The organism is Mesorhizobium sp. WSM4976 (genome assembly GCF_029625685.1).
Taxonomy (GTDB): domain Bacteria; phylum Pseudomonadota; class Alphaproteobacteria; order Rhizobiales; family Rhizobiaceae; genus Mesorhizobium.
Genome location: NZ_JARTVT010000001.1, coordinates 300,630 through 320,660 on the forward strand (window position 1 = coordinate 300,630; position 20,031 = coordinate 320,660).

The window sequence follows — 20,031 nt, forward strand, 5'->3', positions numbered from 1 at the left end:
CTTATTCGGCAGGCTGGAGGGCGGGAGCGGAACCCGGCAATGGCTGCTCTTTGCGCTGGTAGCCACGGATGGTCATGGTGACGTTCCAGGCCATGATCAGCATGCCGGCTAGGTACATGGCGCCGCCAGCGGCGCGCATGACGTAGTAGGGATGCATGGCGGCGACCGTCTCGGCGAATGAGTAGACGAGGAATCCCTGCTCGTCGTACTCGCGCCACATGAGCCCTTGCATGATGCCCGAGACCCACATCACTGCCGCGTAGACAACGATGCCGAGCGTCGCCAGCCAGAAGTGCCAGGTGACAAGCCGCAGCGAATAGAGCCGCTCGCGGTTCCAGAGCTTGGGCACCATATAGTAGATTGCGCCGAAGGTGATCAGGCCGACCCAGCCGAGCGCGCCGGAATGGACATGGCCGATTGTCCAATCCGTGTAGTGCGAGAGCGAGTTGACCGTCTTGATCGACATCATCGGCCCTTCAAAGGTCGACATGCCGTAGAAGGCGATGGCGGCGACCATCATACGCACGATCGGGTCAGTACGTATCTTGTCCCACGCCCCGGAAAGCGTCATGAGGCCGTTGATCATGCCGCCCCAGGAAGGCATCCACAACATGATCGAGAACACCATGCCGAGCGTCTGTGCCCAGTCGGGCAGGGCGGTGTAGTGGAGGTGATGCGGCCCAGCCCAGATATAGAGGAAGATCAGCGCCCAGAAGTGAATGATAGACAGGCGGTAGGAATAGACCGGCCGATTAACCTGCTTGGGCACGAAATAGTACATCATTCCAAGGAAGCCGGCTGTCAGGAAGAAGCCGACCGCATTGTGGCCGTACCACCATTGCGTCAGAGCATCCTGAACGCCCGAGAAGGCGGAGTAGCTCTTGGAGCCAAGGAACGACGCCGGCATCGACAGGTTGTTGACTACATGCAGCATCGCGATGGTGATGATGAAGGAGAGGTAGAACCAGTTGGCGACGTAGATATGCGGTTCCTTGCGCTTCAGAATGGTGCCGAGGAAAAGGATCAGATACGCGACCCAGACGATTGTCAGCCAGACGTCGACATACCACTCGGGCTCGGCATATTCGCGGCTTTCGGTGATACCCAGCAGATAGCCGGTCGCGGCCATGACGATGAAAAGCTGATATCCCCAGAAGACGAACCAGGCGAGATTACCGCCGAATAGGCGTGCCCGGCAGGTGCGCTGGACGACGTAGAGCGAAGTGCAGATCAGCGCATTGCCGCCGAAGGCAAAGACCACGCCTGAAGTATGAAGCGGGCGCAGCCGTCCGAAGTTGAACCAAGGCTGGATGTTAAGGTGAGGGTATGCGAGCTGCAGCGCGATCAGCACACCCACCAGCATGCCAACCACACCCCAGAAGACCGTTGCGATGGCCCCGTAGCGGATCGGTTCATCCATGTAGGCGGTGGGGTCGATCGGTGCCGCAGGCTTGAGGTCCATATTGCGCAGCAGGATCGCGGCAAAGCCGGCCACCACGAAAAACAAAACCCACATGTGCTGGCGAAATGGTTCATCCACCCCGAAGCCGGCGGCTACGAGGGCGCCGAAAGCAAAAAGGCCTAGAAGGACGATCTCCGTGCCAAATTTCATCGCAAGTCCCCGATCTCGTCTCGAAGTTCCGGCGGAAACACCCGCCCGAGGCACCTTTTCGAGATTTCCCGCTTCCCGGGCCTTGATCCAGGTCAATCGCGGACGGCTTTTGTTTGGAGGGCGTTGGCGCCGCGCGCTGGACTGATCTCGCTTCAGGCAGGGACGCCAGCGAAACGATCTGCAATGCCGAACCTTGGGACCTTGATGAGATCAAGCACAGCGAAGGCTCGCAGAAGGATCGTCGCTGCTCAGTCGCCGCAGCGTTCCTCCAGCCGAGCTATGCTCGCGACGCTGATCTGGCGCTTGTTGACGATCCGGATCGTGCCGTCGGACCGCAATCTGGATAATTCCCGGCTGACCGTCTCGATGGTCAGGCCAAGAAAATCGGCGATATCGGTGCGTGTCAGCGGCAGGTCGAAGCTTATCGGGTTCGCCGGACAGTGCGCGGGATCGGTGTTTCTGGCGACCATGAGGAGGAAGCTTGCGACCTTCTCGGACGCGGTCTTGCGCCCCAGCGCCGCCATCCAGTCGCGTGCTTCGTCGAGCTCGTTCAGCGCATGCTTCAGCAGCAGACGTCCAAGCTCCGGCATCTCGTTTGCCATCCGATCGATGATTGCCTTTGGAAACGAGCAGAGCGCCACATTCGTCAAGGCTTCCGCCCTGATCGGCCTCTTTGCCTCGAACGGTCTGCCCAGGAAATCGGGTGCGAAATGGAACCCGACAATCTGCTGACGACCATCCGAGAGATTTCTCGTGAGCTTGACCACGCCGGACAGAAGGTTGGAGTAGGTTCCGTCGTTGGGCAGTTCAGCGCCTGCCAGAACCTCATGCCTGGAAGAGGCTCTGGCCAACTCGGTGAGTTGGCGGGCGTTGAAGGCGCCGCATAATCCATCCTGCCGCGCTTCGCAGGATTTGCAAATTGCGGGGACGTCGGCTTGTTGAACATCCTGTCTGGCGATCATTGCGACGCCCGTGGTCCAATAGGAGCGGCAATCTGCGCGGGTTTTGACCTGACTCGCCTTGATCGAGATCAAGGTTTTGCCGGCGTCGGTCAGGCAGTTTAACCATCATGACCCCGCCCGCCGCCCCCATCGATCCGCCGCGCCCAGTTCCGACCGTGAGCCCTGCCGACAACGTGCCGCGTTACACGAGCTATCCGACGGCGCCGCATTTTCATCCGGGCGTTGACGCGGTCAAGGTTCGCGGGTGGATGGAGACGCTCGAAGGCGATGACGAGATATCGCTTTATCTGCACATCCCCTATTGCGACCGCTTATGTTGGTTCTGTGCCTGCCATACCAAGCAGACACGTCACTATGCGCCCGTGGCCACTTTCCTTCGCTCACTCCACAAGGAGATCGAAACGGTCGGCGGCCTCGTCAGCGGCCGTGGCAGGGTCCGCGCCGTTCATTTCGGTGGCGGCTCGCCGACAATGCTGAAGCCCGATGACATCCTCATGCTCGGAAAGGCGTTGCGGGATCGATTCGACTTCCTCGACGATGCCAGCCTCAGCGTCGAGATCGACCCGAACGACATGGATGAGGGTCGGCTGGATGCGTTTGCCGCGATCGGGATGACAAGGGCGAGCCTCGGTGTCCAGGATTTCGATCCCAAGGTGCAGAAGGCGATCAATCGCGAGCAGAGTTTCGCGCTGACCAAGAGTATCGTCGATGCGGTGCGGGCGCGTGGCGTCACATCCGTCAACCTCGACCTGCTCTACGGCCTTCCGCATCAGACCGGCAAGAGCGTCGCGGCGACCGTTGCCCAGGCGCTGACCTTGGCGCCGGACAGGCTTGCCCTGTTCGGCTACGCGCATGTGCCTTGGTTCAAGAAGCATCAGACGATGATCGATGAAGCCTGGCTGCCCGACTCCGTCGCGCGCCTGGCGCAGTCGCAGCTTGCCGCGCAGCTGATTGTCGATGCCGGCTACGAGGCATTGGGACTGGACCATTTCGCGAAACCGGGAGACACGCTGGCGGTTGCCGCCCGGGCGGGCAAGATCCGCCGCAATTTCCAGGGCTACACCGAGGACCAGTGCGAAACCCTCATCGGTCTCGGCCCCTCATCGATCAGCCGGTATCGCCAAGGCCATGCACAAAACATCGTTGCGACGGGCGAATACCAGAAAGCCGTGGATTCGGGAGAGCTGGCGATAGCGCGCGGCATAGAATTCAGTGTCGAAGATGAGGCGCGTGGCTGGGTCATCGAGCGCCTGATGTGCAACTTCGCCTTCTCGGCGGTGGAGCTTGTCGACCGCTTTGGGAATGTCGGCCAAAGGCTGCTTTGCGAAGCGAGCCGACTGGCCATCAGCGGGGCGGGCCAGCTTCTTCGGCTGGAAGGCGACAACTTCGTCGTGCCGGCGGCAAGCCGCCCGCTTGTCCGCACGGTGGCGGCGAAATTCGACAAATACCTGAGCAATGGGACCGGCAGGCATTCGGCAGCGGTTTGAATAGTTCAGGCGGCGGATCAGAAATGCTCGCCCACCCTGAACGGCCCGACACGGGTGCCGGCTGCGATCAGATAGGCAGTTGACCAGCCGATCAGCAGAAAGCCGTTGATGCCTTCCAGGGCCGCCAGCACGCGCCAGCCATGAGCCGGCACGACATCTCCATATCCGACCGTCGAAAAGGTGATGGTCGAAAAATAAAGCGCGGTCTCGAAATCGCTGAAGATCCCGAGCAGCCGATAAATCCCCGCCCATAGCCAGACTTCCGTCGTCATGACAGCGAAAAGTCCCATGACCACGCTGATCATGGCAAGGACCCGGCTGCGCCGCCCGTGCATGCGGAAGAACGCCACAAGGCGTGCCATCACGTAAGTGATCGCGATAAGGCCGAAAGTGTGGATCACAACCGTCAGGCTTATGACGATCGTACCGGTGCAAAGATTGAGGATCATTGGCGGAAATCAGGGGCTCGAACGACCACAGTCCATCACAGTCCATGCGCGGAATCAAACCGGATGCCAGCTCGATGAATTGCCCCCGGTCCGATCCTGCTTGCCGGTCAATGGAGCAGGAAACGGCGGACCGCTCTATCCGCTGTTTTAGACAATAGTGGACGAACGGCTATAGCGAAGGGTCCGAACCCGACCGCTCACGCTTTTCCAGGAATGTCTCTGGCGGCAGGGCCGAGGTGGAAGAACATGGCGAGCTTGAGACTCGTCGCTATCCTTTCCGCCCGCTCGACGAACACCGCCGCGATCTCGGGAGCGAAGAGCCCGGACGCCGTCTCGCCGAAGAGAGCCAGCCAAATCCCGAAGTCTGATTCGGTCACATCCTCGAGCTTCACATGAGCCGGCACTGGCCGGCCACGATAGTCGCCGCTTTTCAAGATGACGGAGCACCAGAAGTCCGTCATCTTCTCCAGATGGGGCTCCCAGTCACCAACGATTTCCCGGGCGAAGATAGGCCCGAGGCGCTCATCCTTTCTCACCCTGGCATAGAACTCGCGCACCAGCACCCCTATCGAGGACCGGTCAACGCCGGGGCACGCCAGGGGCTGTTCGGGGGCGGGGCGAACACTGTCAAGCAGGGCCGGCTTCGAAATCATCTAAGTTCCTTTTTTGTGAGGCAGTCAGGTGAGGTTTTGTAGGCAGTCAGGTGAGGCCCAATCGGCGAAGCGCGGCCTGCAGGAAGCCGCCGCGTTCATGGACCAAGCGAAACCCGAGGTTGTCCGGCGGAGTTCCGACCGCGCAGCCGCCGCTCTTGCCGTCACGGATGAAATTCGACATGTAGGTTCGGTGGAAACCCTCCACAACATGCACGCCGCAATTCGCGATCGAGCCGGCGATGAGCGCGCCGTCGCTGGACATCGTCGCATGGACATAGCAGGTCGCCGTCCACTCCCAGACATTTCCGGCAATATCCGCAACGCCCTTTGAATTCGCGCCAAAGGCTCCAATAGAACGGGGCTCGGGATCCGGTTTGCGACCAAGCGCCGCCTCGTTGCGATATTGGGTGAGCCACCGCCGTGCCGGGTCGGACGGATCGCCGGCGCCCCCCTCGATGTCGGCCCGGAATCGCTCGCCCGCGGCATAGGCCCATTCCGCGTCGGTCGGCAACCGCCAGGTTTCACCTGTCTTTGCCGACAACCAGTTTGCATAATCCTGGGCATCGAGGAAGCTGACGCCCGTCGCCGGGACGTTGCCGACGATGGTCGACTCGGCGGGCTTGCAGGCGCCATCGGAAACGCAACGGTCATAGTCCGATGCGGTCACCTGGTATTTCATAATTTGCAGAGGCGTGACGATGTTTTCCTGCGCCTTCGGGGCGGGTACGGGATGATTCTTCTGGAGAAATTCGCCAGGCTGCGAGTGTTCGAACGACCCGGGCGTGAGGGCGACCAGCTCCGCCATGGCAACCGACATACGGAGTCGTGGCGGCGACCTGTCCATCGCATTGCTGACGCCGAGACCGATCAGGGCGGCAGCAATGACTGTTCCAAATGTGAAGACAGGATCGAAGGACATGTTCAGACTCCGCCTGCGGCGCGCTTTCGCCTGCGGCGCCGGGAGGTAATAGGGCGATCGGCTTCAGTTTATGAGGCGATAGCCTTGGGGGCTTCGATCTGCGTCATCAGGTCTTCGTCCCAGCTTCCATCGACCGTGAAGTGCGCCGTGGCGCCGAGTTCGACCGCCTCGATCAGATTATGGTTGACGTAGGCGTAGACTCCGGGCTGCCTGAAGGTGTAGAGCGCCGCGCCCGCCGAACCGCCACGAATGAACCAGGTTTCCATGTCCTTGGCGGGCGGGTTCGCGAACTTGCCGGCTTCCCATACGAAGTCGCCGTGGCCGCCGATCAGGTGCGGACGGGTGTCGCGATTGGCTTGGGAGTGGACGATCAGCACCGTCTCCCCGACCTTGGCCTTCATGGCGTTCTCGCCGGTCAGCGAACCAGCCTTGCCGTTGAAGACGACATGCGTCGGGACCAAGCCGCGCATCACCTTCACGGTGTCGTCATAGTTGTCGCCGGCCGAGTCGTACTTCTTGAATTTGCCCTGTTCGTCACGCGGGATGTAGAAGTCGCTCTCGCCGATATAGTAGATGCGGTCGTAGCGCACGGGCTTGCCTTTTTCGTCCTTCAGGCCGTCGCGCGGCAGCACCATCACCGCCCCGCTCATCCCCGAAACCACGTGCCAGGGGATCATCGCTCCGCCAGGCGCGCAATGGTAGACGAATGTGCCGGATCGGGTCGCCTTGAAGCGCAGCGTCACCTGCTCGCCGGGATTGATCAGCGTCAGCGCACCGCCGCCGAGCCCGCCGGTCGCCGCATGGAAGTCGATATTGTGGGCGAGCGTGTTGGTGTCGGGATTGATCAGGGTCAGCTCGAGGTAGTCGCCTTCATGAACGACCATAAGCGGGCCCGGGATGGAGCCGTTATAGGTCATGGCGTTGAGCTGAGTGCCATCGGCGTCGATGACCAACGGCTTCTCTTCGATCTTCATGGTGAACTCGACGATCTTGGGGCCGCCCTTGGCCACCTGGTCGTGTGCGTGCACGAAAGGCGGCGCGACAAGCGTCACTTTCTCGCGCGGCAGTCCGGCCACGTCATTGACGGCGGCCATTGCCGGCATCGAGCCGACCGCGGCAACCGCGGCGACGGTGAGAACAGAACCAAGCAAAGCTTCACGTCTCGTAAGCATTTTGTCATTTCCTTGATTTCAATAATTTCGATGTGGACAGATTAGTATCTTGGCACGAAACGTCTTTGCTTTCGCGCAAATCTGGGACAGACAATTTTTGACTTGATGACATCGTTGAAGCCTCCCGTCGCAAGGATTGTGCTGAAGAGGGAGTCAAACGCAAAAATGCAAACGGCCGGGTCGGACCTCTTTCGGGTCCGCCCGGCCAGTCCCTCCGGCTCGTCATTGCCGGAAGCAGGTCACATATGCTGTCCGATCAGTTCGAAGCGGTCTTGGTCGCTTCGGCGAACAGGCCGGCGAAGACGGGCTTTGCCTTGCCGATCTGCTTGACGGCTTCCGCCGCTTCCAGGTTGACCGGCTTCCCGACGACGATCAGCGCCACCATGCCCATACCATAGTGGGGGGCGCACTTCACGCCATAGACGCCTTCCTTGGTGAGGGTGACCGTGATTTCCTCGCTCGGCTTACCCTTGAACGGTTCGGCGCCGTCCGGGAGCATTCCACTGATGATCTCGGCATTGTGGGTCTTGTCGGTCGGCACGAACTTTACCGTGTCGCCCGGCGCAGCTCGGACGAAATCCGGCTGGAACACCATCGAACCCTTCTGACCTTTGTTCAGCATCTGGATGACATGTTCCTCGGCGTTTGCGGCGCCGGCCATCGAGAGCAACGCGATTGCCGCCGCAATGAGTGGCAATTTCATCGGAGAATTCCTTTCTCGTTTCAACCGTTGCGCACTTGTAGATCGTCGGCGGACGTGGCGATTTGCGCTAGCTCAAATTGCCGCGCGAGAATGATTGCGCGGAACCGGCATGATGGTCAGTGTCGGCCCATGCGTTTATTCAGCACTGTTACGCGCTTGCCGGCGTGGCCGCGTGAGCATTCCGCCAAAGAGCACAACGTAGCCGACGAAGGCGGTAACCCATAGCGCCGCCGAGACATGCAGGAGAATCGGAGCGCCGGGGGCCATCGCCGCAGCTACGCGAAGGATGGCTGCGATGACGATCGCAACGAAGATCATCCGCGTTCCGGCGCTTGCCGCCAGCTCGCGACCTGTGTGGCCGAGGGAGGCGCGGGTCATCACGGCAAGCGTCATGCAGGCCACCGCTCCGACCGCGAATGCGTGAATGCCTGCCGCCGTTGGGATACCCGGCACGAGGATGGCCAGTCCGGCAAGCAGCAGGCCTAGCGGCACGAAGGCGAAGGAAATATGCAGGATCAGCACCAGCGGATCGCCCGCTGTCCGGTAGCCAGCCCAGCGGGCAAGCCGAACGATATTGAAGGCCGCTCCCCCGATCAGAAGCGCGCCGGTTGCAATACTGGCGGGAAAGAAGGTCCAGGCCGCGAGCCCGACGGCGGACAGCGCGATCGTTCCGATGTCGAACTTGCCAAATGATGCCGGGACCCGGCCGGGGTTCTCGCGCACCAGCCAATTGCGGGTGAAGCTGGGGACTATTCGCCCGCCTACGATCATGATGAGGACGACGGTGGCTCCAAGACCCAGGCGCCGACTCATGTCGGAGATGCCCTGGTAATGCGCCTCAACATGAAACATGACGTTTGCCGCAAATAGGGTCGCGACTGGCAGCAGCACCTTGAGGTTCCGCCAGTTCCGTCCCGCGATGATCTCCGTAGCGGCGGCCGCAACCACTGCGAGAAGAAAAGAGCAGTCTATGAGCGCGCTCAGCAGCCACCCGGTTTCCGCGGAAAGGAACACGGCCGCCCGACCGACGACCCAGAGCAACACCAGCGCAAGGAGACGAGAGTCCTGAACGGGAAGTCGGCCGGTCCAGTTCGGAATTGCGGTCAGCAGGAAGCCGGTCACGACAGCCGGCAGATAGCCGAAAAGCAATTCATGAATATGCCAATCCACGGGCAGGAACGTGCTGAGGGTTTCGAGCCTGCCGTAATAGAGGGGCAGCCACAGCACCATCGCAGTGGCGGCTTGCAGCGAGCCCAGGAGGAAGAATGGCCGGAACCCGTAGGAGAGAATTGCCGGGTAGGCGCTTGGCCGCGTCCGTGGAATTGCCATGACATGCCCCATTGAAAACCAGGCAAACGCCTGCTGGACCGCTTTTATCCGGGCTCTGAGGGCCGGAGTTTGCCTCAGCGCAAACAAGGCAGTGATCGCCTGCCCACGCGACGGAAAGGCTTCACTTGTCGACGGGCGGTCGTCCGTGACACAATCAGGCCGGGCCTGAACGCGTTGCACCGTTGAAGTTGGGGACGAAGACGGTTGGCAACCCCCGATCGATCACTGATTGCCGGACTGCCCGTCTTCGAGGGAATCGCCTCCGCGGGCCTGCATCGCATAATCGGGCAGGCAAGGTCCATTCGCATCGCCAAGGATCAGCCGGTGTTCGAGCAGGAGGCAAGGGCGGGGGACAAAGGGTGGTCGTGATCGAACCCCATCGCCTCCTCGTCATCGCCCAAGGCCGCTCGGCAAAGAGCTAGGCGCCTCAGCCGGCCTCGATGGCCGCCTCCAGATCGCAGCGAAGCTGTTCCTCATCCAGGTGATGCTCGCGTGCCGCGTCCGAAATGGTGTGGAAGGAAGCGATCGGACAGCCGACGCACAGCATTCCGTGCTGGAGAACGACACGAACAGCCGCGGGCGTCTGGCGCATGATCCCATCCATCGTCGCATCGTGGTTCAATTTGCGTTTCATCTTGCCTGCCCGCATTTTGCGAACAACTATCCTGACTGGCCTCTTCAACGCGCTCGTTGCTCTGAAGCAAAGAAGGCGCTGTCTTGTCTTACGGGATGCGATTTTGCGATGCTGTCTGGAGCTGCGGGCGGCCTGCGCCTCGGCATTTTGCGATGGATCAAAGCCCGCCGGCTCCTTGCCGGATAGATCGATGGCGCGCCCCGCCCTAACATGGACCGGTCATGAACCCGTCACAGCGTTTATGCGTTGTGCTTCATCCGGACCGGTTCAACCCAGCGAAGGAGTCGGAAATGACCGAGCATCCCAGCGCCAATCGTTTGTCCGCGCAGGAACTGCAAGACATCGATGCCTACTGGCGTGCCGCCAACTACCTGACCATCGGGCAGATCTATCTGCTCGACAATCCGCTGCTTCGCGAGCCGCTTCGGCTGGAGCACGTCAAGCCAAGGCTGCTCGGCCACTGGGGGACCTCGCCGGGTCTCAGCTTCATCTATGCGCATCTAAATCGCGCCATCAGGCAGCGTGATGCCAATGTCATCTACGTCTGCGGTCCCGGCCATGGCGGGCCGGCGATGGTGGCCAACACCTATCTGGAGGGCACATACAGCGAGACCAATCCCGACATCGCGCTGGGCGAGGCCGGAATGAAGAAGCTCTTCCGCCAGTTCTCGTTTCCTGGCGGGATCCCAAGCCATGCGGCGCCTGATGTGCCCGGCTCGATCCATGAAGGCGGTGAGCTTGGCTACGCGCTCTCGCACGCTTATGGCGCGGCCTTCGACAATCCGGACCTGATCGTCGCTTGCGTCGTTGGTGACGGCGAGGCGGAAACTGGGCCGCTCGCCACCTCCTGGCACTCCAACAAGTTCCTCAACCCGGCGCTTGACGGCGCGGTGCTGCCGATCCTCCACCTCAACGGCTACAAGATCGCCAGTCCTACCATTTTGGCGCGTATCCCAGAGGAAGAGCTGCGTGCGCTGTTCCTGGGTTACGGCTACGAGCCGCTGTTCGTCGAAGGCGACGATCCGGCCATGATGCATGAGCGGATGGCGGTCGTGCTCGACGATGCTCTCGACCGCATCAAGGCGATCCAGGATGCTTCCCGAAGCGGCGCGAAGATCGCCCAGCCGCGGCCGAAATGGCCGATGATCGTGCTGCGAAGCCCGAAGGGCTGGACCGGCCCGAAGGAGGTCGACGGGCTTAAGACCGAGGGATTCTGGCGGGCCCACCAGGTCCCGCTTTCCGGCCTGGCCGAAAACCCCGACCATCTGAGAATGCTTGAGGAATGGATGAGGAGCTACCGGCCACAAGAGCTTTTCGACGCTGCCGGCGTGCCCGTGGCCGCGGTCCGCGCCACCGCGCCGCAAGGTGACAGGCGAATGAGCGCCAATCCGCATGCCAATGGGGGTCTGTTGCGGAGATCTCTCGAACTGCCCGGCCTGGATGAGCATGCTGTCCCGGTCAAGCGACCCGGCGGCGTCAAGGCGGAATCGACCCGTGTCATGGGCGGTTTCCTGCGCGACGTCATGGCGTTGAACCGGGCTGCCGGCAACTTCCGCATCGTCGGGCCCGACGAGACGGCCTCGAACCGGTGGCAGGATGTCTTCGAGGTGACGGAGCGCGCCTGGATGGAGGAGATCCTTCCCGAGGATGTCCATCTGGCTCGGGAAGGCAGGGTTCTGGAAATTCTATCCGAGCATACGTGCCAGGGTTGGCTGGAAGGTTACCTGCTTACCGGGCGCCACGGCTTTTTCTCCTGCTACGAGGCCTTCACGCACATCGTCGATTCCATGTTCAACCAGCACGCGAAATGGCTGGATGCCTGCCGCAAGCTTGCCTGGCGGCGGCCGATCGCCTCGCTGAACTATCTGTTGTCCAGTCATGTCTGGCAGCAGGAGCACAATGGCTTCAGCCACCAGGATCCAGGCTTCATCGACGTGGCGCTGAACAAGAAGGCGGACGTCGTGCGCGTCTATCTGCCGGCGGACGCCAACAGCCTGCTTTGCGTGACCGACCATGTGCTTAAGACATGGAACCGCATCAATGTCATCGTCGCCGGCAAAGCCAATTCCTGGCAGTGGCTGTCCATCGAGGAGGCGAAAGTCCACTGCAGCGCCGGCATCGGCATATGGGAGTGGGCGTCGACCGACGGCGGGGCCGAGCCGGACGTGGTGATGGCCTGCGCCGGCGACGTCCCGACGCTCGAGACGCTGGCCGCCGTTCAGATCCTGAGGCGCCACATTCCCGACCTCAAGGTTCGTGTGGTGAACATTGTCGATCTAATGACGCTGCAGCCGAAGGAACATCACCCGCACGGGCTGTCGGACCGCGAGTTCGACGCGTTGTTCACCAGGGATAAGCCCGTCATCTTCGCCTATCACGGTTATCCGTGGACGATCCACCGCCTGACCTACCGGCGGACCAATCACGACAACATCCATGTGCGCGGCTACAATGAGGAAGGGACGACGACGACGCCGTTAGACATGACCGTGCTGAACGGGCTCGACCGCTATCATCTCGTGCTCGGCGTGCTCGACCGCATTCCCGAGCCCGCCGGCGCGCACATCCGGCTGAGGCAGGCCATGGAAGGCAAGTTGATCGAGCACGGAGCCTATATCCGTAAGCACGGGCAGGACATGCCCGAGATACTCGGCTGGAAGTGGGAACGCTAATCGATGACAAGGCGGCGGGTTAAGAGGATCGGGTCCGCAAATGGGACCGGCCGGCCATGACCGATGCAGTTCTCGTCCTCAATGGCGGCTCATCGAGCCTGAAGTTCGCGGTGTTCCAATGGCGCGACGAGCTCCATTTGCTGGTCCGTGGCAGCGTTTCGTCAATCGGCGAGCGGCCTCGGCTCCATGTCGCGCCCACGGCAACGACGCCGCCGTTCGACAGGAGCCTTGGCGAACAGCCGATCTCCATCGGCAAGGCGTTCGAAGCCGTTGCGTCCTATCTTGCGGACCGCGGCCTCCTGCGCCGGGTGCGCCGGGTCGGGCATCGCATCGTGCATGGCGGCCGGGAGTTTGCCCGCGCAACGCTGCTCGACGAGCGCACGCTCGGTGCCTTGCGCGGGCTCGAGCCGCTCGCCCCGATTCATCAGGCGATCAACCTGGAGCTCGTCGACCTGGCCAGCCGTCTCCTGCCCGACACCACGCAGGTCGGCTGCTTCGATACAGCGTTCCACGCGGCGCAGCCCGAGCACGCGAGGCTCTATGGCCTGCCGCATGAGATGGCAGAGCAAGGCATCGTCTCCTACGGTTTCCATGGGCTGTCCTACAGCCATATCGCCAGCGAACTCCACAACCGTTACGGCGCCGCCGCCGGCGGCCGGACGATCGTTGCCCATCTCGGCAGCGGCGCAAGCCTGTGCGCGATGAAGGCAGGCGTAAGCCACGCCACCACCATGGGCTTCTCGACGCTTGACGGCCTAGTCATGAGCACGCGTTGCGGCGCGATCGATCCGGGCATCCTCCTGCATCTTCTGCAGGACTGGAAGCTGTCTTCGGACGAACTTGCCGACCTGCTCTACCAGCGCTCCGGTCTGCTGGGGGTATCCGGCATCTCGGGAAACATGCAGACACTGCTTGCATCCCAAGACCCGGCGGCGATGCGCGCCGTCGATCTCTTCGTCTATCGTGCCGGGCGCGAGATCGGATCGCTTGCCGCGGCGATAGGCGGGCTCGACACCCTTGTTTTCACCGCGGGCATCGGCGAGCATGCGCCCGCGGTCCGGCAGAGCATCTGCGAAGCCGCGGGATGGTTGGGCGTCGCGCTCGACAAGGAGCTGAATACCCACAGCGAAGAACTGATCAGCGCACCGGACTCCCTGGTCGACGTGCTTGTCATTCCCGCCGACGAGGAACGTGCGGTGGCCGCTGAGTTGCTCGGCCTCGAAGCCAAGCATTGAATCATGTAGCCCAGAAGCGCGCGGCGCTTCTGGGCTACATGATTGAGACAAAGTCTGGGAGGGTCTCGGCTGAATTGGTCAGGCGTGCCGTGCCTGGCCCGGCAGCTTGGCGCCGAGCTTGCGCTGAACCAGGACCAACGTGGGGTCGTCAGGATCCGTGGTGACGATGAAGCCCATCTCGCGCTCGAGCTCGATCGCTGCGCGGTTCTCGCGACTTTCGATCGATTCGATCGTCTCGATCCCGTGATCGTCGGCGTAACGCGCTATATAGCCGAGCAATTCCCAGCTGACGCCGAGATGCTTGCGATCCTCGCGGATGCATATGGCGACTTCGCCACGGCGGTCGGCCGGGTCGGCGGCGAGGGTCGCTACAGCAATCAGCATTCCATCGGTCGAGAAGGCAAGAAAATTATGGACGTGCGGATCGTCGGAGCGGGTCATCGCCACCAGCCGCTCATGCGAAACCTCCTTCACCGCCCCGAGGAAGCGGAAGCGCAGATCCTCCGGTGTCACATGGGTGAAGAACTCGGCGACGATCGGCTCATCGTCGGGACGCGCGCGGCGCACTTCGAAGCGAAATCCGGTGTGTGTCGTAAGCATCGTTTTCATTGTCAGCACTTTCAGGATTGATGCGCGGGATTGGCGCAATGGCCTCATTCACCCATTGCCAGCAGCGAGTCGCGTTTCAGAATTTCGATGCTGCGCAGGCTGAGCAGGCGGATCACGCCCTTCTCTTTCAGCCGGGTGAAGACCCGCGACACGGTTTCGATGGTGAGGCCGAGATAGTCACCGATGTCGTTGCGCGACATTGGTAATTCCACTTGCCGCAACCCACCCTGACGCTCCGACATTTCGACGAGGAATGCCGCGACGCGCTCGATGGCGTTCTGGCGGCCGAGCACCAGGAGATGCTCCTGCGCTCGGGTCAGGCCTTTAAGCGCCAGAGGCAGGAGTTGGCGCGACATGTCCGTGCCTGACGGAGCGCGGAAGACCCGGACACCGGTCGCGTTGATCGCCTCGGCGAAGAAGTGGTGGGTGGCGTCGGCCTCGAAACCGAAGGTCTCTCCCGCCAGGTGGAACGCGCTGATCTGCCTGCGACCGTCGGCGAGCAGGCGATAGATGCGGACCGCGCCGAATTCGACCTGATAGAGTGCGCCGGCCTTTTCGCCCTGGGCATAGATTTCAGCGCCTGCCGTGAAGAAGCTGACCGGCGTTGCCTGCCCCTCGAAGACGGGCGCAGGACTCTGATGGGGAAGATAGGACGGCAGTGCAATCTTGGCGGAGGCTTGAGCGTACATGGCTGTGGTTCCGGTGAATTTGTGACAACAGCAATCGCGCAAATCCGGCAATGCCGAAATTCGGTTATGTCCCTACGGGAAACTACCTAGTTCGACTCGAGATCACCCTTCCGAACCAAGCATTTCGAGCAGGCCCCTGGCCCGTGCGCCAACTGGTCCGTGCGCGCATTGGGGCCGTGTGCGTCGATTGACCAGGATCAAGGCCGGCATGACTTGACCCGACATTATTTGGACAAAGCCAGCCAAGGGAGACCAAACCATGACCTCCGATATGATTGAAATCTGGATCGGCATACTCGGCCTTGCCTATCTTGCCGCCGCAGGCCTCTATTTCGAAATGCTCCGTGCCAGGAAGCACGTCCGGGCAAGGCATGGTCACGCCCGGCCGTATTCGGACAAGATAAGGCGCTCGCGATAGGAAAGGATGCCCGGACCAGCGCGGTTTCAGTCTTCTATGCCGAGGGAAAGCCGGTCCGTTCCAGTCTGTCTTCCGAAAAACGGGGAAGCGTGATGAAGGCAATGGTCCTGGAAAAGCCCGGTACGCTTCTGAATCTCGTCACCTGCCCGGACCCCTTGCCGGGAGCGGGTGAGATCAGGCTCAAGGTGGAGGCATGCGCGGTATGCCGCACCGACCTCCACGTCGTGGACGGTGACTTGCCATGGCCAAAGCTGCCGCTCGTGCCGGGTCATGAAATCGTCGGCATCGTCGATCTTGCCGGTGAAGGCGTGTCACGATCCCGGCTTGGGCAGAGGGTAGGCGTTCCGTGGCTGGGGCACACCTGCGGACATTGCCCCTACTGCGACGCCGGCGCAGAAAACCTCTGCGACCAGCCGCTCTTCACCGGCTATACGCGCGACGGCGGCTTCGCCAGTCATGTCATTGCCGATGAGCATTTCGCCTTCGAGCTCGATGCCGCCGCCGATCCGGTGTCGCTGGCGCCGCTCCTGTGCGCTGGACTGATCGGCTGGCGCTGCCTCAAGAAGGCCGGCGATGGCCGCCGACTCGGCATCTACGGCTTCGGCGCCGCCGCGCATATCATCACGCAGGTCGCGATATGGCAGGGACGTGAGATCTTTGCGCTCACACGGACTGGTGACATCCAGGCACAGGAATTTGCCCGCTCATTGGGCGTTGTCTGGGCAGGGGCGTCCGACGAATTGCCCCCCGCCGAGCTTGACGCCGCGATTATTTTCGCGCCGGTCGGCGAACTGGTGCCGGCGGCGTTGCGCGCTGTCCGCAAGGGCGGCCGGGTGGTCTGCGGCGGCATCCATATGAGCGACATTCCATCGATGCCCTACAAGCTTATGTGGGAAGAAAGAGAATTGGTGTCGGTCGCGAACCTGACCCGGCGTGACGCGGAGGAATTCTTCCCGATAGCGAGGGACGCACGGGTGCGCACGCACACAAAAGTCTATCCGCTGGAGCGCGCAAACCAGGCGCTGGATGATTTGCGCACGGGCAGGCTGAGTGGGGCCGCCGTCCTTAAGCCGTGACGGTCCTAAACCGCGCTTTCGCCCAGCCGCCGCATCTGCCTTAGCCACTTTGCCCGCTTCGCGTCGCTGGCGCTCGCGACCATGCCAAATAAGGTTTCCCGGACCGGCCTGATGCCGACAAAATTGAGGATGCCGCGCCGCATGCCGGCGATCCCGTGGCTGAAGAACCATATCCGGTAGACGGCCGCCGGCATTCCCATCGTCGCCACCAGGCGGGCGGAGCGGCCACGCAGCAAGGACTTGGCGAAACCTTCGCCTCTGGCCGGATAGGCGAACGCCGTGCCTGGCCGCATCACCTGCTCGAGGAACGCTTTCAGCAAGGCCGGCACGGTGCCCAGCCAGAGCGGGAAGACAAAGACGAAATGCTCCGCCCAGACGACCGCCTCCGCCGCTTCCTTGAGGCCATCGGGGATTGTCCCGTGCTCGAACTCCTGCATTGTCCGCAGCATCGGAAAGTCCAGCAGGGCCAGGTCGATTTTGCGCACGCTATGGCCTGCCTTCTCCGCCGCTTCAGCATATGCCACGGCCAATGCCCGGCAGAGCCGGTCAGGAGACGGATCGGGATGGCCGACGAGAACGAGGATGCGGCGCGGCATGGCTCCCTCCGGTCACCTCGGGGCTATGGCTGCTCGACGCGGGCCACCTGGTAGGTGTGCATGGCCCCGTTGCGCTTGATCGAGACGTACTCGCCGGTGACGAAGCGCTCCTCGCCGAGATGAAAGCCAACCTCGTCGTCGCGATCGCCCTCGGCGTAGTCGAAATACCATTGGCCGCCTGGCTTGCGCCGCAAGCGCCCGACAAGATCGTCCTCGCCGGTGCGGAAACGCCGGACGCGACAAAAGCCCTTGTGCGATTTCCACTCCTCCGCGTCCAGCCGTCCCTCGTTGGTAAGCGGAGCCAGCACATCGTAGCCCTCTTCGCGGTCTCCTTCCGGATGACCTTTTTCGCGTGCCAGAAGCAGGCGGATGTTTCTGAATTTCGGGGTGAGGTCGTGCAAGCTGGTCATGGTAAACTCCTTCGAGGCCATTCCTAACGCGGCGGCCGGATGGGACCTTGATCAAGGTCAAACGGAATCTGGTTCGTCGGAAGGCTCAACTAGTACCTGTCGGCAGGTGGCCGCGAACCCAATTGACGATCTGGCCGGTGCTCATCGCCCCCGATACGCGCGCGATTTCCCGCTGGCGGTGAAACAGGATCATGGTGGGGATGCCGCGAATGCCCAGCCTCGCCGCGATGGCCTGCTCCTTGTCGGAATTCAGCTTGACCAGCCGGATGTGAGGCTCCAGCGCCTTGGCGGCGGCCTCATAGGCCGGCGCCATCATCTTGCAGGGACCGCACCACGGAGCCCAGACATCGACGAGGACGGGCAGGCTGCCGCGGCCGATCTGACGGTCGAAGTTCGCAGCGTCGACGTCCTGCGGGACCCCTGAGAACAGCCGGGCGCCACACTTTCCGCATTGCGCTTCGGCGCTGTTTCGATTCGGCGGCAGGCGGTTGACCACGCCGCATTTGGCGCAAACCACTAGATTCTCCTGCGTCATGACCTTCTTCCGTTTCGATCGTGTTCGAGACGCCCGTCGCCAAGGGCCCGCAGCGCATTGACGATGACGGCGACGTCTATGCCCTCTTGAAGCAGTGCTCCCGCCACCGGGGTTATATGCCCCATGGCGGCCGCGATCATCGCCGCGCCCGAGAGCCCCAACCCAACGATGATGCTCTGCAGGGCGATCCCCCGCGTGCGCCTGGCGATACGCAATGCTTCCGCGACAGGTTCCAGCCTGTCGGTCAGCACGACCACGTCCGCCGCCTCCGACGAAGCGGTCCCGCCGCGGGCTCCCATGGCAATGCCTACGGTCGCCGCGGCAAGGGCAGGAGCATCGTTGATGCCGTCGCCAATCATCATCGACGGCGCCTTCGCCTTCTCGGCCTCCACTGTTCCAACCTTGTCGGCCGGCGTGGCGTCGGCAAATACGGCATCGAGATCGAGGGAAGCGGAGACCTTTTCGGCCGCCGCGCCGTCATCCCCGGTCAGCATGACTATCCGGGTGACGCCTGCCGAACGCAAAGCCTCGACAGTGCCGGGAGCATCCTCGCGTATGGCGTCTCCGAATGTGAAAACAGCGGCAAGCCGGCCATCGATGGCCAGAAACACCCTAAGCACCTGCGTGTCGTGGTAACGGCTCTCTCCGCTCTCCGCCCAGTTGGGCAATGCCCCGTTTCCAAGAACAAGCGGCCTCGACCCGGCCACGACCGACATCCCATCCACCTGGCCCTCGAGGCCCTCTCCCTTATGCTCGCGGACCTCACGGGGTGGGGAAAGCAAAAGGCTGCCATGACGGGCAATGCGGACAATCGAATCCGCAAGAACGTGATGCGAAGCCTGTTCAAGCGAGGCGAGCAGCCGCAGCGGTTCATCGGTTTCCTGCCGACCTGGAGCGACGTCGATCTCGATCAGCTCGGCCCCGCCGAGCGTCAGGGTCCCTGTCTTGTCGAAGATCGCGGTGCGTACCTGGGCGAGCGCCTCCAGCGCCGCGCTGCCCTTCATGAGGATGCCGGCGCGGGCGGCGCGCGACACGCCGCCGATGAATGCAACGGGCGCCGCGAGGATCAGCGGGCAGGGCGTCGCGACCACCAGGACGGCGAGGGCGCGGATCGGATCATTGGAAAGATACCAGGCGATGCCGGCGATAAGCAGCGCGGCCGGAAGCAAGAGCAGGGCAAAGCGGTCGGCAATACGTATGAACGGCGCCTTGGCGGTTTGCGCGGCGGCGACCATGCGCACGATCGCGGCGTAGGTGCTTTTGTCGGCGATAGCCGAGGCCCGCATGACAAAGGCCTCGCCGGCATTGACGGTGCCGCTGCGCAATGCGTCGCCGGCGCCGCGCCGCTCCGGCAGGGGCTCTCCGGTGACGGTCGACTCATCGAGTTGGGCCGAGGCGTCGATCAGGATGCCGTCCACGGGCAGCAATTCGCCGGCGCGCACCAGAAGCTCATCGCCGACCGCCACTTGGTCGATCGCGACGGTCTCGGTGCCATGTGCGGATTTCCGGTGCGCCACACGCGGCGCCCTGTCGGTCAGTGCCCTGAGATTCCGCTCTGCCCGGCCGCGCGCCAGATCTTCAAGCACTGTGCCGCCGGCATACATTATGGCCACGACCACCGCCGCCAAAGCCTGCCCCAGCAACAGCGCCGCCGACATCGAAACCAGTGCGATCGCGTCGACGCCGACCCGGCCGATCCAGAAATCCCGCAAGATCGAGATGCCAAGCGCTGCCACGACGGGCAGCGTTGCTGCTGTCCAGATCGTATCGGGCGAGGCGATGTCGATACCGTTTCGCCAGACGGCCAGTCCGAGCGCCAGACCGAGTACGGCTATGATCAGCAGCGCACGCCGCAACACGGATTCGTTCAT

20 protein-coding genes are annotated in these 20,031 nt (G+C 62.4%); 5 read left to right on the forward strand and 15 right to left on the reverse strand.

Annotated features, from left to right (window positions below):
- Nucleotide 1 precedes the first annotated feature (1 nt).
- Both ccoN and P9272_RS01385 read right to left on the reverse strand, forming a co-directional pair.
- Nucleotides 2–1,612, reverse strand: a complete 1,611-nt coding sequence (ccoN, locus tag P9272_RS01380) for a cytochrome-c oxidase, cbb3-type subunit I (protein WP_128261239.1) — start codon at nucleotides 1,610–1,612, stop codon at nucleotides 2–4.
- A 248-nt stretch (nucleotides 1,613–1,860) separates the two neighbouring features.
- The gene (locus P9272_RS01385; RefSeq protein ID WP_278158588.1) at nucleotides 1,861–2,574 is read right to left on the reverse strand and encodes a Crp/Fnr family transcriptional regulator; all 714 of its coding nucleotides are present in this window, start codon (nucleotides 2,572–2,574) and stop codon (nucleotides 1,861–1,863) included.
- Between the two features lie 107 nt (nucleotides 2,575–2,681).
- Here P9272_RS01385 and hemN point away from each other — a divergent pair, with 107 nt between their 5' ends.
- Nucleotides 2,682–4,061, forward strand: a complete 1,380-nt coding sequence (hemN, locus tag P9272_RS01390) for an oxygen-independent coproporphyrinogen III oxidase (RefSeq protein WP_278158277.1) — start codon at nucleotides 2,682–2,684, stop codon at nucleotides 4,059–4,061.
- A gap of 17 nt (nucleotides 4,062–4,078) precedes the next feature.
- On the opposite strand, the gene P9272_RS01395 is transcribed toward hemN, so the two are convergent.
- The 7 genes from P9272_RS01395 to P9272_RS01425 all read right to left on the reverse strand — a co-directional run bounded on the left by P9272_RS01395 (nucleotide 4,079) and on the right by P9272_RS01425 (nucleotide 9,935).
- Nucleotides 4,079–4,510 carry an ion channel gene (locus P9272_RS01395; RefSeq protein WP_128259200.1) on the reverse strand — a complete coding sequence of 144 codons (432 nt, stop codon included), beginning with the start codon at nucleotides 4,508–4,510 and terminating at the stop codon, nucleotides 4,079–4,081.
- Nucleotides 4,511–4,707: 197 nt separating this feature from the next.
- Nucleotides 4,708–5,163 (reverse strand): group III truncated hemoglobin, encoded by a 456-nt coding sequence (locus P9272_RS01400; protein WP_278158280.1) that lies wholly within the window; start codon nucleotides 5,161–5,163, stop codon nucleotides 4,708–4,710.
- 46 nt (nucleotides 5,164–5,209) lie between these two features.
- The gene (locus P9272_RS01405; RefSeq protein WP_278158281.1) at nucleotides 5,210–6,082 is read right to left on the reverse strand and encodes an SUMF1/EgtB/PvdO family nonheme iron enzyme; all 873 of its coding nucleotides are present in this window, start codon (nucleotides 6,080–6,082) and stop codon (nucleotides 5,210–5,212) included.
- A gap of 68 nt (nucleotides 6,083–6,150) precedes the next feature.
- On the reverse strand, nucleotides 6,151–7,254 hold the full coding sequence (nirK, locus tag P9272_RS01410) for a copper-containing nitrite reductase (RefSeq protein ID WP_278158283.1): 1,104 nt from the start codon (nucleotides 7,252–7,254) through the stop codon (nucleotides 6,151–6,153).
- 256 nt (nucleotides 7,255–7,510) lie between these two features.
- Nucleotides 7,511–7,957, reverse strand: coding sequence for a pseudoazurin (locus P9272_RS01415; protein ID WP_278158286.1), 447 nt, complete (start codon nucleotides 7,955–7,957; stop codon nucleotides 7,511–7,513).
- A 135-nt stretch (nucleotides 7,958–8,092) separates the two neighbouring features.
- The gene (locus P9272_RS01420) at nucleotides 8,093–9,286 is read right to left on the reverse strand and encodes an NnrS family protein (RefSeq protein WP_128259340.1); all 1,194 of its coding nucleotides are present in this window, start codon (nucleotides 9,284–9,286) and stop codon (nucleotides 8,093–8,095) included.
- A 427-nt stretch (nucleotides 9,287–9,713) separates the two neighbouring features.
- Complete coding sequence (locus tag P9272_RS01425; protein ID WP_347404018.1) at nucleotides 9,714–9,935, reverse strand: DUF1858 domain-containing protein; 222 nt, start codon at nucleotides 9,933–9,935, stop codon at nucleotides 9,714–9,716.
- A gap of 275 nt (nucleotides 9,936–10,210) precedes the next feature.
- Here P9272_RS01425 and P9272_RS01430 point away from each other — a divergent pair, with 275 nt between their 5' ends.
- Nucleotides 10,211–12,592 carry a phosphoketolase family protein gene (locus P9272_RS01430; protein ID WP_278158288.1) on the forward strand — a complete coding sequence of 794 codons (2,382 nt, stop codon included), beginning with the start codon at nucleotides 10,211–10,213 and terminating at the stop codon, nucleotides 12,590–12,592.
- A gap of 56 nt (nucleotides 12,593–12,648) precedes the next feature.
- The gene (locus tag P9272_RS01435) at nucleotides 12,649–13,827 is read left to right on the forward strand and encodes an acetate/propionate family kinase (RefSeq protein WP_278158290.1); all 1,179 of its coding nucleotides are present in this window, start codon (nucleotides 12,649–12,651) and stop codon (nucleotides 13,825–13,827) included.
- Nucleotides 13,828–13,905: 78 nt separating this feature from the next.
- Here the strand turns inward: P9272_RS01435 and P9272_RS01440 are convergent, their stop codons facing one another.
- Nucleotides 13,906–14,436 carry a GNAT family N-acetyltransferase gene (locus P9272_RS01440; RefSeq protein WP_128259208.1) on the reverse strand — a complete coding sequence of 177 codons (531 nt, stop codon included), beginning with the start codon at nucleotides 14,434–14,436 and terminating at the stop codon, nucleotides 13,906–13,908.
- A 44-nt stretch (nucleotides 14,437–14,480) separates the two neighbouring features.
- Complete coding sequence (locus P9272_RS01445) at nucleotides 14,481–15,125, reverse strand: helix-turn-helix domain-containing protein (RefSeq protein ID WP_128259341.1); 645 nt, start codon at nucleotides 15,123–15,125, stop codon at nucleotides 14,481–14,483.
- A gap of 259 nt (nucleotides 15,126–15,384) precedes the next feature.
- Here P9272_RS01445 and P9272_RS01450 point away from each other — a divergent pair, with 259 nt between their 5' ends.
- Both P9272_RS01450 and P9272_RS01455 read left to right on the forward strand, forming a co-directional pair.
- Entirely contained in the window at nucleotides 15,385–15,543 is a 159-nt protein-coding gene (locus P9272_RS01450) for a hypothetical protein (protein WP_278158294.1), read from the forward strand.
- Nucleotides 15,544–15,635: 92 nt separating this feature from the next.
- Nucleotides 15,636–16,619, forward strand: coding sequence for a zinc-dependent alcohol dehydrogenase family protein (locus P9272_RS01455; RefSeq protein ID WP_278158296.1), 984 nt, complete (start codon nucleotides 15,636–15,638; stop codon nucleotides 16,617–16,619).
- Between the two features lie 5 nt (nucleotides 16,620–16,624).
- Here P9272_RS01455 and P9272_RS01460 read toward each other — a convergent pair whose 3' ends face one another.
- The 4 genes from P9272_RS01460 to P9272_RS01475 all read right to left on the reverse strand — a co-directional run bounded on the left by P9272_RS01460 (nucleotide 16,625) and on the right by P9272_RS01475 (nucleotide 20,031).
- Entirely contained in the window at nucleotides 16,625–17,215 is a 591-nt protein-coding gene (locus P9272_RS01460) for an NAD(P)H-dependent oxidoreductase (RefSeq protein WP_128259210.1), read from the reverse strand.
- Between the two features lie 23 nt (nucleotides 17,216–17,238).
- The gene (locus P9272_RS01465) at nucleotides 17,239–17,625 is read right to left on the reverse strand and encodes a hypothetical protein (protein ID WP_127250440.1); all 387 of its coding nucleotides are present in this window, start codon (nucleotides 17,623–17,625) and stop codon (nucleotides 17,239–17,241) included.
- Nucleotides 17,626–17,710: 85 nt separating this feature from the next.
- Nucleotides 17,711–18,160, reverse strand: coding sequence for a thioredoxin TrxC (gene trxC / locus P9272_RS01470; protein ID WP_278158301.1), 450 nt, complete (start codon nucleotides 18,158–18,160; stop codon nucleotides 17,711–17,713).
- The gene (locus P9272_RS01475) at nucleotides 18,157–20,031 is read right to left on the reverse strand and encodes a heavy metal translocating P-type ATPase (protein ID WP_278158303.1); all 1,875 of its coding nucleotides are present in this window, start codon (nucleotides 20,029–20,031) and stop codon (nucleotides 18,157–18,159) included. The genes trxC and P9272_RS01475 overlap by 4 nt, the downstream gene beginning before the upstream one ends.

Bases quoted from the DNA above. Each gene is read 5' to 3' on its own strand.
- P9272_RS01450 (WP_278158294.1), top strand. From the start codon at position 15,385: ATGACCTCCGATATGATTGAAATCTGGATCGGCATACTCGGCCTTGCC.
- P9272_RS01425 (WP_347404018.1), bottom strand. From the start codon at position 9,935: ATGCGGGCAGGCAAGATGAAACGCAAATTGAACCACGATGCGACGATG.
- P9272_RS01445 (WP_128259341.1), bottom strand. From the start codon at position 15,125: ATGTACGCTCAAGCCTCCGCCAAGATTGCACTGCCGTCCTATCTTCCC.
- P9272_RS01430 (WP_278158288.1), top strand. From the start codon at position 10,211: ATGACCGAGCATCCCAGCGCCAATCGTTTGTCCGCGCAGGAACTGCAA.
- P9272_RS01405 (WP_278158281.1), bottom strand. From the start codon at position 6,082: ATGTCCTTCGATCCTGTCTTCACATTTGGAACAGTCATTGCTGCCGCC.
- P9272_RS01455 (WP_278158296.1), top strand. From the start codon at position 15,636: ATGAAGGCAATGGTCCTGGAAAAGCCCGGTACGCTTCTGAATCTCGTC.
- P9272_RS01465 (WP_127250440.1), bottom strand. From the start codon at position 17,625: ATGACCAGCTTGCACGACCTCACCCCGAAATTCAGAAACATCCGCCTG.
- P9272_RS01415 (WP_278158286.1), bottom strand. From the start codon at position 7,957: ATGAAATTGCCACTCATTGCGGCGGCAATCGCGTTGCTCTCGATGGCC.
- P9272_RS01420 (WP_128259340.1), bottom strand. From the start codon at position 9,286: ATGGCAATTCCACGGACGCGGCCAAGCGCCTACCCGGCAATTCTCTCC.
- P9272_RS01475 (WP_278158303.1), bottom strand. From the start codon at position 20,031: ATGAACGAATCCGTGTTGCGGCGTGCGCTGCTGATCATAGCCGTACTC.
- P9272_RS01440 (WP_128259208.1), bottom strand. From the start codon at position 14,436: ATGAAAACGATGCTTACGACACACACCGGATTTCGCTTCGAAGTGCGC.
- ccoN (WP_128261239.1), bottom strand. From the start codon at position 1,612: ATGAAATTTGGCACGGAGATCGTCCTTCTAGGCCTTTTTGCTTTCGGC.
- P9272_RS01385 (WP_278158588.1), bottom strand. From the start codon at position 2,574: ATGATCGCCAGACAGGATGTTCAACAAGCCGACGTCCCCGCAATTTGC.
- hemN (WP_278158277.1), top strand. From the start codon at position 2,682: ATGACCCCGCCCGCCGCCCCCATCGATCCGCCGCGCCCAGTTCCGACC.
- trxC (WP_278158301.1), bottom strand. From the start codon at position 18,160: ATGACGCAGGAGAATCTAGTGGTTTGCGCCAAATGCGGCGTGGTCAAC.
- P9272_RS01395 (WP_128259200.1), bottom strand. From the start codon at position 4,510: ATGATCCTCAATCTTTGCACCGGTACGATCGTCATAAGCCTGACGGTT.
- P9272_RS01400 (WP_278158280.1), bottom strand. From the start codon at position 5,163: ATGATTTCGAAGCCGGCCCTGCTTGACAGTGTTCGCCCCGCCCCCGAA.
- P9272_RS01460 (WP_128259210.1), bottom strand. From the start codon at position 17,215: ATGCCGCGCCGCATCCTCGTTCTCGTCGGCCATCCCGATCCGTCTCCT.
- P9272_RS01435 (WP_278158290.1), top strand. From the start codon at position 12,649: ATGACCGATGCAGTTCTCGTCCTCAATGGCGGCTCATCGAGCCTGAAG.
- nirK (WP_278158283.1), bottom strand. From the start codon at position 7,254: ATGCTTACGAGACGTGAAGCTTTGCTTGGTTCTGTTCTCACCGTCGCC.